At 43.7% G+C, this 14,436-nt stretch carries 11 protein-coding genes; 5 read left to right on the plus strand and 6 right to left on the minus strand.

The window, feature by feature from the left end; genetic code table 11:
* The first annotated feature begins 3 nt into the window (after positions 1-3).
* The 5 genes from UXZ23_RS01375 to UXZ23_RS01395 all read left to right on the plus strand — a co-directional run bounded on the left by UXZ23_RS01375 (position 4) and on the right by UXZ23_RS01395 (position 4,637).
* A complete protein-coding gene (locus UXZ23_RS01375) occupies positions 4-297 on the plus strand; it encodes a PAAR domain-containing protein (RefSeq protein ID WP_015485568.1) in 294 nt (97 codons plus the stop codon).
* 35 nt (positions 298-332) lie between these two features.
* On the plus strand, positions 333-1,676 hold the full coding sequence (locus UXZ23_RS01380; protein WP_320818866.1) for a hypothetical protein: 1,344 nt from the start codon (positions 333-335) through the stop codon (positions 1,674-1,676).
* Positions 1,677-1,678: 2 nt separating this feature from the next.
* On the plus strand, positions 1,679-2,776 hold the full coding sequence (locus UXZ23_RS01385) for a hypothetical protein (RefSeq protein WP_320818867.1): 1,098 nt from the start codon (positions 1,679-1,681) through the stop codon (positions 2,774-2,776).
* Between the two features lie 234 nt (positions 2,777-3,010).
* Positions 3,011-3,463, plus strand: a complete 453-nt coding sequence (locus UXZ23_RS01390; RefSeq protein WP_320818868.1) for a DUF6795 domain-containing protein — start codon at positions 3,011-3,013, stop codon at positions 3,461-3,463.
* Positions 3,464-3,473: 10 nt separating this feature from the next.
* Complete coding sequence (locus UXZ23_RS01395) at positions 3,474-4,637, plus strand: lipase family protein (protein WP_320818869.1); 1,164 nt, start codon at positions 3,474-3,476, stop codon at positions 4,635-4,637.
* Positions 4,638-4,940: 303 nt separating this feature from the next.
* On the opposite strand, the gene UXZ23_RS01400 is transcribed toward UXZ23_RS01395, so the two are convergent.
* From UXZ23_RS01400 to tssC, 6 genes are all read right to left on the minus strand, one after another.
* Positions 4,941-6,566, minus strand: a complete 1,626-nt coding sequence (locus tag UXZ23_RS01400) for a hypothetical protein (protein WP_320818870.1) — start codon at positions 6,564-6,566, stop codon at positions 4,941-4,943.
* 146 nt (positions 6,567-6,712) lie between these two features.
* Positions 6,713-9,373 (minus strand): type VI secretion system ATPase TssH, encoded by a 2,661-nt coding sequence (gene tssH, locus UXZ23_RS01405; RefSeq protein WP_320818871.1) that lies wholly within the window; start codon positions 9,371-9,373, stop codon positions 6,713-6,715.
* Between the two features lie 62 nt (positions 9,374-9,435).
* Positions 9,436-10,575 carry a type VI secretion system baseplate subunit TssG gene (gene tssG, locus UXZ23_RS01410; RefSeq protein WP_320818872.1) on the minus strand — a complete coding sequence of 380 codons (1,140 nt, stop codon included), beginning with the start codon at positions 10,573-10,575 and terminating at the stop codon, positions 9,436-9,438.
* Complete coding sequence (gene tssF / locus UXZ23_RS01415) at positions 10,539-12,371, minus strand: type VI secretion system baseplate subunit TssF (protein WP_320818873.1); 1,833 nt, start codon at positions 12,369-12,371, stop codon at positions 10,539-10,541. Before tssF ends, tssG begins: the two co-directional genes overlap by 37 nt.
* The gene (gene tssE, locus UXZ23_RS01420; protein ID WP_225667552.1) at positions 12,372-12,851 is read right to left on the minus strand and encodes a type VI secretion system baseplate subunit TssE; all 480 of its coding nucleotides are present in this window, start codon (positions 12,849-12,851) and stop codon (positions 12,372-12,374) included.
* A gap of 1 nt (position 12,852) precedes the next feature.
* Positions 12,853-14,373 (minus strand): type VI secretion system contractile sheath large subunit, encoded by a 1,521-nt coding sequence (gene tssC, locus UXZ23_RS01425; RefSeq protein ID WP_225667551.1) that lies wholly within the window; start codon positions 14,371-14,373, stop codon positions 12,853-12,855.
* Between the last annotated feature and the right edge of the window lie 63 nt (positions 14,374-14,436).

The raw sequence follows: 14,436 nt of genomic DNA on the forward strand, positions 1-14,436 counted from the left end.
ATAATGGGAAAACCTGCTTCGCGTATCACCGATATGCACGTCTGCCCAATGTCATCAGGGCCAGTACCCCACGTTGGTGGCCCCATCGTATCGCCCGGCGCACCAACCGTATTAATAGGCAATCTACCCGCCGCGACTGCTGGCAGCATGTGCGTATGCGTTGGCCCACCAGATACCGTAGCCATGGGAAGCACCACCGTATTATTAAGTAACAAACCCGCCGCTCGAATGGGTGACTCAACCGCGCATGGCGGGAAGATAGTGCTGGGATGCCCGACGGTGTTGATTGGTGGGTAATTTTTAAATATTTGTAATTATATAGGGACATTAATATGAATAACGCGCTCAAAACTAACGCGCCTACGATTCAACACTCACTCAAGGGCTACCGAGCTTTTCAAGCCGAAGGTTACCGCGGAGCTGGGCGATCCATTTATGTCAAAGAAACAACATTAAATAAACTTCTCGCTTTGCAGCAGATGAGCAAAACACCCAGCAGTGAAGCTTACTATGCTCTAGAACTACTGCGCTCTATCGATAGCTTGCGCAGTCAAGTTGTACCAATCAATTCATTTATGCAGAGCGCCAAAAATAGTCCGCGCTGTATCGTCACATCAAGCTTTGAAATTGAGTATCACACCAATCCTTCCTACGTAGATCACTACCAGACAGATGTTTTTATTACAGATGTACGGATTAAGGCAGCGGAACGGCAAAAGCGTGAACGAGCTGCTATTTGGCATGCTAAGCCAGACGCTGAAGGTAAGTGGGCTCTATCTATTAATCCCAAAGAAACTTTAGCCAGTGACTCAAAAGGAAGAGAGGCAAGCCAACCAATTCAAGTTGGCATCAATGGTTATTGTGGAGGGAGAATTGAAAACGCTGCTACTATTATGGTCACGCATATTGCTAGAAGCGATCCAAGAATCAAAGCACAGCTTCAAACTAATGGTTATGAGCTTTTCTATGTACCGCATGACTCCTCGGCGGTAAAAGCAGGCTGGACTTTTGTAAAATCTCTTGCCAATCCTATGTCAGACAAGCGAAATCAAGAATCGGCTCGTATACTTTCGGGCTATATGCACGATGCTCACCAACAAGGCTTATATGTGGAATGGACCAGCCATAGGGGCGGTTCTTTAATTCTAACCGAGGCTATGAATCTATTGGCACAACGCAATATAAACTTGCAAAACAAACAATGGATATACTTGAGTGACCATACATCGAGCCAGCATGCCGCCGACAAAGCCCGCCGCGCGGTAGGCATGGATACAAAAGATAGCAATTGGCATCACACCAATAAATCTATGGGGGTTGCTCAATGGGCTGGAGGAAAAAGCTTTGGAACTTCAGGCCTTGCATGTTCAATTGAATCTATAGCGCATAACCCAACCAATTTGAATAACTGGTATGATGCGACGATCGGAGGTGCTCAACAATTTGCTGCCAATCACAAATTATTACTAGGCTCCGCAGGGATAATAGGAGCCGCAGCCACAATGGGAATGACACCTGCATTAATCAGCATGATCTCTAGTGCTGGTTGGTTAGGAGCTGCTGGCGCAGTAGGAACCGCGGGAGCGGCTGCACTGGGTAATATACAGAAATTAAACCAAAACTATGGTGCTAATCCAGTAAAAGAGCTGATTAAAAAACTTCCAGGACAAAGCTAATCATGTTTCAACTGCGCAGCCGTAAAAACCCTAAAGGCCCTAGTATGTCGCAAGCGCGACACATAAAAAAAGACTTAGGAATCGCTAGGCTAGCTTTTATGGCTCCAGCTCCTAGCCCGCGATTTGATCAACTGACAATATTGGAAGGGCAGCCGGATAGCGTAGATGCGCTTGACACATCGATTTACACTCGTCAGCTGGGCACGAATAACCGCTACTACCCTAATTATATGCAAAAATTTCGAGCTTATAATAATGAGTGGAAGTTTAATGGCTTCCCCATTATTGAGGGCGCCTGCGGTGATATTTCCCTTGTTATTGATGTGATTCGGATTGATGACTGCCCAGTTAATGAAAGCTTTTTTAATAAAAGTAACTTTGCAATGGCCTGTCTCGCTGATATTAAATATTCTCGTGCTGATATTCATACAGAACCTCCAAAGAACGATATATTTAACCTCACTCCTCAGAAATGGCCTGACTACCTAGGCCCTATCAATAGCCAATGGATAAAAAAAAGTAATACCGACTGGCTTTACTATGAATTTCAGCCATTGGTCAGTAGTTCATTGAAAATAATCTGGGCAACTCCTTTAACAGATCAGCATTTTATACTGTTTAGTTTTTCTATTTCTCGGTCATGCCCAAATAACAACAATGCTTACCGGGAAGAAGAGCCTGTTCCTCGTAAAAATTTTCTAGACTACATCCATAAATTTATGGATACAGTTGAGATCGAGCTACAGCCTGAGTTTGAACAAAAACTTGAACAGCAAAAAAAACTGGAAAATGAAGCTAAACCAGTAATTGAGGCTACTCCTGAACATATTGCCCTAGCAAAAACGGTGATGCACGAATGGAGCGATTGCCAGTATAAAGATCCATCAAAAGATAAAGAGGAAGACCACAGGGCTCCCTTTAAGGATGTATCTGATCGCATTGACTGGATAGTTACCCCTAAACCAATTCCGGGGAGCTACCCTCGCGGAGAGTTGATCTACAACCACGCGATTATGGAAAAACTGAAACAAGATTCGGCACAGGCTTCTATGATGCAAACATCACTTGAATCATCTACCAATGATAAACCGCTAGCTTAACCGAATAATATATTTAGTATTCGTCCGGTCAATGTATGTCTGGCTATACGACAGTTCGTGGGAGGAAAGTGCATGCGTTCTACCTTAATGATTGGTGGTTAGAGCAATATGAATTCTAGATATCGGACTAAAAAGACAACCGCTTCCATTATTGCTCTTCTTTTTATGTTATCAGCATCAAGCGGCTGTTCGGACGAGAATACATCTTTAATACAGAATCAGAAGGAAAATAATATGTTTGGTTTTGGAAATAAATCTGAAGAGCGACATGTAACGTCTTCTCCTATCGAAGGAAGGATATTCGAAAATGGCATCCCTGTAATTAATGCTCGAATTGTTCGCAAAGTGCGCTCGAACATCAACCAAGACTGGGTGTTAGAGGAATTTAAAACTGATGATAATGGGTACTTCAGCCTTCCGATAAAGGAGGAAGTATATTCTCTTGGATTAACACAGTTCGTGAGCGCTACTCAAATAGATATTGAGATCAATGGGCAATTAGTTAACTTTTGGTATAGCAATAACTCAAGAGGACATCTCTATTCAGAGTTTGGAGGTGCTGCTCTAGAGAATTTGATATGCGAACTTACCAACGAGGAAATAATTATCAATGGCGATGGCTACGGAATACTTACTAAATGTCTGTGGTCCAATATGCCAAAAACTAGTGATACGACTGATAATTAGGGGCTAGGGTATGTCAATTTTAACACCACATGAAGTTGCTGATCTTGCTGAAGGTGTCTATAGAGTAAATGAAGGCGATGAAATTAACTTAAAGATATTTCTCAACAACCGAGTTTTTAAGAAGACAAATATCGAGTCCGAGCCAAGTATACTTAAAGCTGATGTGGGCGGCAGACTATTTCGGGCAAAAAATGATAGTTTTGGTGTTATGGCTAGAGGAGAGAAAGACGTATTCTTGATATTCCGAGGCACTACCGATAAAAATAAAAATGCCGATAAAGTTACCGACCTTCGCATAGGTATATGCTTATCAAAAACCAATCTTCCTGTGCACATTGGCTTTAATCACACATTTAATAGCATGCTTCCTGAAATCAAGGAATTTCTCAACGATAACAAAACTGAAGGGCTGATTCACTGTATAGGTCACAGCCTAGGAGGAGCTGTAGCTTCACTTGCTGCAGACTGGATTTCAAAAAATAGATCTGATCTAAGGGGTCGCATTAAACTATATACATTTGGAGCTCCTAGAGTAGGTACACATTGGTTTGCCAATAGCACAACCAGCTCGATTGGAGATATAAATATATATCGAACTTACCATCGTACTGATCCTGTGCCTATGGTTGCAATTTACCCGTTCATCCAAGCTCCTATTAATAACACAGGATATTTCCTACCATCTAGCTTCCCATTGACTTCTGGTGTTGCACATAAAATGGAGCACTATATATCATCAGTTAAAGGGCGAGACTGGGAGTCAATTTCAGGAAATCCTGTAGAACCGTATAACCTTGAAATATGCCTCGAAAACTGGCTCAAATCAAAGTTGCCAGTCAGCACATCAGATAGCAGTTTTTGGCAGTGGGTCGATTCAGCCTTAAACTATGTGATTAGAAAAATATTAATTAATGGTTTAGCTATGCTCCAAGGTGCGGTAATTGGACTTCATACCATAGTAGACAAACTAGCCTACATACTTGCTAAAGGCATTAACTTGGCCAAGGATATTTCTTCCTGGGTCGTTTTACTAATGAAAAAGTTAATGCAAGCACTTCATATAGTCGCTCCACCAACCAGGGAAGAGATTACCCAAGCTTTAATAAAGAGAGTTCTTGTTCGCCTTACTGAAGAAGCAAATAAAAATGCTTCAAATGCGATAAAAAATATTTAAAAAAGATAGCGATGAAGAAATAGCTAATAAGCGGGAATTACGAACACATGATAATACTAAAATTTTTAGTGACGGTTTTTTTCGGACTTGCGCTAGCTCTAGTAGTTTGGTCTAGATACAGAAATCCTATTTATAGTAGAATTGCTGAAATGGGTAGTGCCGTCATTATAATTTCAGTGTACTTCATAGGCATGGGTTTTTTATGGGGTATTATAAACTTCTCATAATTAGCCAAAGCGGGGATCTTGCAGCCCCATTTTATTAGTCAAATAATCAACACCTAAATATAATAACTTCAACTCACTATAAAGAAACTCCACGTTTCCTCGCCAACAACAAGCCACTAATCAACATAAGCCAATAAAAATTCATCGAGCCGCCTCCGCTACTTTTCGACGATGGTGTAACTTCAGGGCTAGGATCAGGTTCGGCAACTTCTGGGCTAGGATCAGGTTCGACAACTACTGGGTCGACAGGTGCTGCCTCAACAGAAAATGTGATTTCTGAATTTCCGCTCATTACCGGATAGCGGTTATCCGTTACAATAGCGGATACGGTGTAATCGCCGACAATTAAATTGTCGGAACTGAAAGTCACACTCGTCTCTGTTTCGCTAATGACGGTAACGCCTTCATATGTCCAGCTAAGTGTATGGTGGTCGCTAGCATCTTGATCGGTAATTACGGCTTCTAAAGTAACGTCGCCATCGCCGATTGTAATGTCATATACCTCATCACCATTCTGCGTTAATACAAACGTTACTTCGGGTGCGTGGTTAGTATCCAGTGCGCCGTCACCATCACCATCGCGATAGACAACACCATCAATAATTAATCCCGGTAATTCACTGCTCGTACCAAAATCCCAAATCGTACTATCCCAAGTTGGATAGAGGGTATAGTTCATTAAGCATTCGGTATCGTCGCTTGATGTAGGGCATTGAAGTTCTGCGAGAGTTGCACCGAAATAATTGATTTCATCCGAATCCGATTCGCCGTCACTCGTTAATTGACCTGAGGTATCTATGGCCCAGTGGCTATTAGTTATTACGCTATCCCTATAGGTATAACCGATAAGTCCTCCCTTGGCTAGATCGCTGGGATTCACGAATCCAACCGAAAATGAATTACTAAGAGTCGCATCATGGTCAGCATTACCGATGAAACCGCCAATAGGACTAGCGCCGTTTACAGTTGCAGTCGAAAAGCTTTCGGATATATCGGCGCTATCTATATAACCCACAAGCCCTCCAGTCGATTGATACAATCCGGTAACTGTACCAAGTGAAAAACTATTTTGAAGACTCGCCCCTCCAGCCAACGCTCCGATTAAGCCACCAACATTGATTGTCCCACTAACACTGCCTACAGAATAGCTATACGCAACTAGCGCTCCATCATTTACATCGCCTGCAAGTGCGCCGGTGCCAGCGCCACCGATAACGCTCATTAGCTTTCCGGCTAAACCAATATGACTAATCATCGCAGAGCTATTGCTAACATGACCAAAAAGACCGACCAGTTCAATATCTTTTGAATCAATATATAGATTATTTATCTGATAGTTATTACCATCAAATTTCCCGACAAAGGGGTGACGAAAATCCCCAATCGGAACCCACCCTTCTCCCCCATTCCAATAGGCGTCATTCTCATCCATTTTGCCATCGGCATTGGTGTCGAAATCCAGTGTGGTGGTTAATTCAAATCCATTACACCCCGCTTCTGGGCAGCCCGTGCTTTCGCTATATAGGCTAGTGCCGTCGAGGCTATTACGAATTTCATCGAGGTCCGCCAGGCTGTTAATTTCGATCAGGCCGTCGTCGTCAAGATCGTAGTCTGCACGGCCACTTTCTGCGAAAGCAGCGGGGACTAATAGGCAACCGAGAAGTATTGGTACGATTAAACGTGTGGTATTGATAATGGCCATGATCAAAAACATCCTTTTATAATGTTTTATGGCCAATCGTGGAATTGGCCATGTGTATCCTGAGGTCTATTTTTTATGAAGACTTAGCTAAACCGTCGTAGAGACAAAACAGAAATCACGTCTCTACTACGGTGCCAAAACCAAGGTTAGCTTACGGTGTAGGTGAATTCACCATCTTCCGTCGCACCAACATGTACTTTGGTAATTTCTTCATCGTTTGCCATTTTATTTAGGCATTCGCTGGCCAATGAGGGCAGTAATGTCCGATTCAGTATGGTTTCAATATTACGTGCTCCGGTATCCGATTCTTGGCAGCGGGCAACAATATTGATTAATACATCTTCGTCATAACTAAACGCTGCTCCGTAGTTTTCAACAATGCGTTTTTCAATTTTGCGCATGTTAATCGCGGCGATGGCCATTAAGTTATCATCATCCAGAGGGTAATAAGCGATGGTGTTCGCTCGGCCCATAAATGCAGATTTAAAGTGTTTAAGCAGATACGGGCGGATATTATCAAGCAGTGTGTCTGGGTCTGGCTTTTCTTCTACTTGATTGAAAATCGCGCGAATAGCATCCTCGCCTGCGTTTGATGTCATGATAATGACGGTATTTTTAAAGTCGATATCGCGACCTTCACCGTCTTTTATCGTGCCTTTGTCAAACAGGTTGTAGAAAATATCCTGTACGCCGGGATGTGCTTTTTCCATTTCATCGAGCAAGATAACCGAATACGGCTTGCGCCGTGCAGCTTCGGTTAAAATACCGCCTTCACCGTAACCCACATAACCTGGAGGTGAACCCAACAGCATAGATACCTTATGCTCTTCTTTAAATTCAGACATGTTAATAGTGGTGATATTTTGTTCGCCACCGTATAACTCATCCGCCAGCGCCAGTGCGGTTTCGGTTTTACCGACCCCACTGGTACCGCAGAATAAAAATACACCAACCGGTTTGCGTGGGTCGGTTAGACCGGCACGCGAGGTACGAATTACTTGAGCTACGGCTTCTAGCGCATGGGGTTGACCAATAACACGCTTACCGAGTTTATCGGCTAAAGTTTGTACCGCTGTGATTTGATCGCTCACCATCTTACCAACTGGAATACCCGTCCAGTTAGCAATCACTTCAGCAATCGCTTGCTCATCCACGTTGGCTTGCATTAATGGGCGTTCGCCCTGCACACCGTTTAATTCTGTGGTTAATGCTTTTAGCTCGCCTTTTAGATCGTTTAGCGCTTCTGGCGTTAGCTTATCGCCTTCTGCTTTTAAGAAATTTTCGTCAATTTGATCGCGGCAGGTACGAATCTTTGAAATAAGAGCACTTTCTTGCTCATACTGTGCTCGAAGGATTACTAATAACGCCTCGGCTTGTTCTTTTTCATCTTTTAGCGTAATTAATTTTTCTTCATGTTCACCGGTCGCTGCCGACTCCCGCTCTAGTTTATTAATGGTTAGCGTTGCGCGCTGAATGCGGCGCTCGGCATCTTCAATAGCACTAGGGGTCGATGATTGACTCAGGGCGACACGGGCGCAGGCGGTATCTAATAAGCTAACGGATTTATCCGGCAATTGACGGCCCGGAATATAGCGATGAGACAAGACAACAGAAGCAATAACCGCCTCGTCTAAAATACGTACTTTGTGATGCTGTTGTAACGACTCAGAAATACCGCGCATCATATCGATGGCTTTTTCTTCTGATGGTTCTTCAACTTTAACGACTTGGAAGCGACGGGTTAATGCTGGATCACGTTCAAAGTATTTCTTGTATTCTGCCCACGTCGTTGCGGCAATGGTACGTAACTCACCACGGGCTAGCGCTGGCTTTAATAAGTTAGCGGCATCACCTTGCCCTTCTTTACCGCCAGCACCAATCATAGTATGTGCTTCGTCGATAAATAGAATAATTGGCGTGGCTGATGCGCGGACTTCTTCGATAACGGATTTCAAACGATTTTCAAATTCGCCTTTTACGCTTGCACCCGCTTGTAATAAACCAAGATCGAGTGTGCGTATCGCAACACCTTTTAACGGATCAGGTACATCGCCAGCGGCGATACGCAGTGCAAAACCTTCGACTACCGCTGTTTTACCAACACCGGCTTCACCCGTCATAATTGGGTTGTTTTGACGGCGACGAGTCAGGATATCGATACATTGACGAATTTCTTCATCACGGCCTAGTACTGGGTCAATCTCACCTTTCTGTGCGCGCTCGGTCAGGTTAACCGTATATTTGTCGAGTGATGGCGTTTTGGTTGCAGCAACATTACCGCCAGCGCCGTTAGTTGCACTTGATTCATCACCGCGTAACAGATGATCGGTTTCACCTGTTGTACCGTATATAGCTTTTGCCGTTTCACGAATCGATTCAGGTGCAATTTCACGTAATTCTGGGCAACTTTCTAATAACTGCCGACGAGAGTTATCGTCTAGCATTAGTGCTGCTAATAAATGACCTGAACTGATCACTGTCTGACCATAATCAACGGACGCAAGCATCCAAGCATTTTTTGTCGCTTCAACAATACTAGGCGCTAGCGCTGCAGGACGGCTGCTGCCAGAGCGGAATTTGGCAATGGTGTTTGCCAACTGCTTAGCTAAATTCGATGGATTAACACCATGCTTTTCCAGCAGCTGCATGAAATCCGTATCCGATATATCGAGCAATTTAAGCAACCAGTGCTCTAACTCAACATTGTATTGGCTGTGGGCAAGACACAGACCGGCAGCGCCTTCTAGCGAGTCGCGCATGTATGGCGACATTTTGTCGACAAGCGACTTTAGGTTGATATTAATCATACGAATGTTTCCTTTTCCGTAATATTTAAAGCGTATTTCTAAAGGATATTTAACCGTTAAACTTAATATGCCATTGGCAAATCGTCATTAGGAACGGCAATCTCCTGTGATAATTTAATTGAGATCGAGTCGCCACTCAGGCGATCTGGATCTATGTAGGTATTCCAGCCCAGCAGTGGCTCGTAGTCTTCAGACTTCATGAGCTCTTTTAACGGTACATGTTCATCGGATAATTGAATTTCGATATCGAAATCTTGCTCACCACCAACGCTCATTTTAATAAAAGATTTGAGCTCCTCTAACGTGCGCGAACCGGGAGCAAGCTGCATAAACTCCTGTTCATTCATCGGTTTAATAACAACCGAGAATTTGTTCTGCGCCTGATAGCAGCGTGAGCCGATCACGGTATTTACACCAAGCTCGGTATTTATTCCAAGAGGGTGATCGCTATCAGGCATACGGCAATGCACATCGGATGGCAGGTCGTACCACTCACCCTGAAATTCTTTAATGCTAGTGTCTAAATTAAACATGCCGCAAATGCTGCTACGCAGCGATTCTGCAGAACAGATGGTTCGACCAAAATGACCAGAAAAACGCGCCATTTGTTCATCCGGTAACGCCGAGCGGAATTTTTGTTCCGATAAGCCAATACCCGCAATAGACAACAAAGCATCGGTAAAAAGGTCGTCTTTTCCGGTTGAATCGTACTTACTGCGCTCGTAATTTGGCACCAATTGGTATTTATGCCACGCCTCGTAAAACATGGAGATGGTGCGGTGATTAAAAAGATCGAGGTAATCTTTTAACGCTGAGCTCTTTTTACGCAGTTCGGATAAAACGATTTCACTGAGGTAATACGGCATTACGCCCTGACTTCCCGTAAGCCCCATCATGGCGACTTCCATCTGCCATTGCAGCACCGAGTTATCTTCTGAGTCGTAATTAGAGATGCGTTTTTGCGTTACTTTCGTAACGTCTGAACCGTTAAACGCCAAGCTGGTTCGAGCTCGAAAATGCACGGCCTCTTGATCTGGGCGCGCCACGCCCCCAACACTTTCTGTTGCGACTTGATCTTTTTCAGGATGCAGATTAGCGGCTCGCTCCAGCAACCTTGTCGCTTGAAAGAAATCAAACCGATAAGGTTCAGACTGGAGTTGTTCTACTAGATTAAGGCTTTTTCGCCGGCGCGAGGTGGCCATCTCTTAAACTCTCCGTCTTTACCATTAAGGGTGATAATCAAACGCGTAAACGAGTTGATCGAACCGTATAAACCAAAAAATCGTTCCAATACACTCGAAAACATTAAGGGGCTAGTGCCTGCTAACATGATTGGGTCGAGGGTTAATTCGATTTGCGTACCACGACACATAGATACCAGCCCTTCAATCTGAATAGGCGCGGTAATCGGCTTTGTATGAATCGCCATTATCGAATCAATCATATTGCGTGTACTGGCAGAATCGCGAAAATCATAAAGGCGTAAAATTTCTTTAATCGCCTCTACTGAACCGCCACCATTACTCAACGATAAGTGATTTAGATTCAGATGCGATATCAGTCGCCAGTAGCCGCGTTCGCGCAATGGCGGGCGAATGGTTGATGTTGGATTAACCACACAGGATATCTTCTCTGTCGGGTATTCGTTATCAACCACTTGCATAAATGGCTGCCCCTGACCCGTTGGCAATTTACGCGGCAAATTACGATTAGTGCACAACAACTGTAAATCTAAACTCTGATCGCTTAGTTCATAAGGATTAAAATTAAGATCGACTAAGCGAATATTCATTTCAGAGGCAAGTTCGTTACGATGCTCACCTTCGAATATTTCTCGCCGACTGGTTAACCAAAATGCCGACTTTTGCTTTTGGTTTTGGCTGTGGTCGATACCATAAAAAGGACGGTACGGCGTGTACTTACCATCACTGTCTGTCGCCCCCGCATTGACGACAGAATAGATCTCTAGGCCTTCTCGACGACGCGCATCCGGCACAATTGGGTACTCAGATTCGGTATGCGTTAGCGGGATAGGATCGGCAATTTGCTCGAAGATATTCACAATCGGCGTACAGCCCAGTGCGAACATACCAACATTCACTTGATGCTCTAGTTCGATATCACTTTCACGCAGGTACAAATAGATATTTAGGGTGTCATCAAAGCTATTATTAATGCCAATATCTAACTGCGTAAAATCGATGAACTGAAACTTCTCTTGGAACGAGAAAAACTCGGTTAGTAAACGGTAACCCATAAAAGAGGAGCTAGGGTATGGCAACAACCCTTCAGCAATGTCAAAACCCACTTGCTTCAACGCATCTGAATTTAAAATGGTGGGTTTGATATCCGCATCACCATTGGCAATGACAACACGAAAACACTTGGTCAGAATCAGGTCGTATAACGGATGAACATGCTGCGCCTGCCCTTTCAAGAAAAGGCGAATCTTGGTCAGATCCATATCGGCAATACGTAAATCGGCACTTAAACTCTTAAATGAAAGCTTTAAGACTGCGCTAGCACCTTGAATATCAAAACTGCCGGGGGCAATAAAAGGCTTCGGCATCAATTGCGCTGAATCCAATCGTATCGGTAATAATTCGACTGGATAGCGCGTAGTAAATAGGCACTCCTGATTTTGGCTAGTATCAGTTTCTAGCTCGGTATTTGCAGGAATCGTGATAGCCGCATCAAGGTCATCCAAAGGCGAGAATTGGGCAATGGCCATTGATGGAATAGGACGCAGATAATGCGGGTATAAGGTTTCGAGCATAGCATCGGTTAATTCAGGAAAATCATCACTGAGCTTCTGCTGAATACGCGCATTCAAAAATGCAAAACCTGAAAGCAAACGAGCAACGAGCGGATCGTCTACTGAGTCACTACCAAGCTGTAAATTTTCAGCAGCCGACGGGTGCTGTTTGGCAAACTCAGAAGCCGACTGTTTGATAAATGCCAGTTCTTTTTCGTAGTGATAAAGCAGTCTATCGCTCATTTAGAATAACTCCGAAACGTTTACCGTTTGGTTGATCGGGTTTAACGTCGATTCAAATATCATGAGCTCTTGTACTGGGTTCATATGCAGTGTTGCTTCAACTCTAAAACGTATTGTTGGATCTTCGTTATCAAGTACCGCATCGGTTTTCACTTTCACGGTCTTGATTCTAGGTTCGTATTTAAGGACGGTTTTCTCGATTTTTCGACAAAAGTCATTACGGCTATCGAATGAACTCATATTAATGGTCGATAAATCAGGCAGACCATAATTCAACACGGAATCATCTAAGTTTTTATAGGCTTCTGGTGGTGATACACAGCAGTAGCGAGTGTTGAATAAGTTTTCTAAATCTCGACGAATGCTTTCACGCAGGCAGCGTTGTATGCGGTGACTTTGGCGAAAATCATTGCTTTGATTTTGTTCTAGTAGACGATCTAGCACAGGGGCTAATAGCCGCTTTTCACGCTTATTAACCATACTAAACCTTACCTGTTTCTATTTGATTCAGCGCCGTAGTTAACTTCAACTCCGACACTAAGTGATCAACGGTGTAATGCGTTTTTAAGTGTACGATACTTGAGTAATGACCCGGTTTCCCCGGCTCTTCCACAACCCGCACGCGGGCTTCACGTAGAGGATAGCGAGCCATCATTTCCCACGATAGGTCATCGCGCCCTGTTGTATATTCATCTAGCCAATCTTGTAAAAAACGCTGACAGGCATCGGCAGTAACATAAGAACCGACTTTATCGCGAATGATCACTTTGATGTATTGGGCGAATCGAGAGCCACATAATATTTGTTGCAACATAGAACTAATTCGCGCATTGGCATTGGCCGATTTATTGCCGTAGTTTTTTGAAACTTGCAGCGATGGACAATTGTTAAATACCGCGTATGGCGTTTGATAGCAGTGGCACAACGAAATCAAACCAAGATCACTAAGTTCCCGTTCCAATTGGTCGGTAATAGTGACCGAAGTCGACATTTTCACCATAGCTTTTGAGCTATCCGTTTTATAACTCAATGATGGGAATTGCGTTACTAAGCCACCACCAAGATAGTCGCGCGGTACACCACGAATATGGCTAAACCAGCCGACCTCGGAGAATTCACGGATCAAGACCGAGCCTAGCGCAAAGCAGGCATTGCCCCACAAATATTTATTGTTGTTTTTACCCGCTACGTCTTCGACAAAATGCATACCTTGGGGCGAATTATAATTACGCTCGTAAGGTTTTCTCATCAATAAATTCGGCAATGTTAACGCTAAGAAACGACTATCTTCGCGTTCTCGTAGCGAACGCCAACGAATATATTCATCGGCACGAAAAACGTTATCTAGGTTGATTGGCAAGCCTAACGTGTCGTAGCTATCCAAGCCGAATAATTGTGGCGCAGCACTGCAAACAAAAGGGCAAAATGCAGCGGCAGCAGCTCGACTAATACCTTGCAGGGTAAATACATCGTCGTAGCGATGACCTTCATACGGGCGATGTGATACGTAATAGTCACCGAGCAATACGCCAAATGGCTCGCCACCTGGAGTACCGAATTCTTCGTTATAAATTAAATGAAACAAGCCGCTTTGATCGAAATCTGGAGCTCGTTCAATGTCTTTCGATAAGTCTTTCCAGTTAACATCCAACAAACGAATTTTAATGTTATCGGATGCGACGGCAGCATCAACAAGAAACCATAGTCCTCGCCATGAGCTTTCAAGACGCTGGAAACGAGCATCATGGAGAACAGCATTGACTTGTTCGGAAATGAGTTCGTCTATTTCGGCAATTTGCTGATTGAGCCAACGCTTAACTGAATAATTGCGATTAATCTTAGTAACAGAAAAATGATTTAACCAAAGAGAAAATGCGGCTACGTCATCTTTCTCGGCAAGAAACGTATAGATGTCAGCCAAAGGGAGTGTTTGCGCATCGGGAGAACCTAACAAAGAAGGATTCTTATGCACCCGATCAATGCTTGAAGAATCTGTCAGCACTTTAGTTCCCTTAAAATGAATAACGAATAAAAAGGGATGCGCGAAGCGCATCCCTTAATTGAC

Origin of the sequence: Thalassolituus sp. (assembly GCF_034111725.1) — a bacterium.
In the GTDB taxonomy this organism is placed as follows: domain Bacteria; phylum Pseudomonadota; class Gammaproteobacteria; order Pseudomonadales; family Oceanobacteraceae; genus Thalassolituus.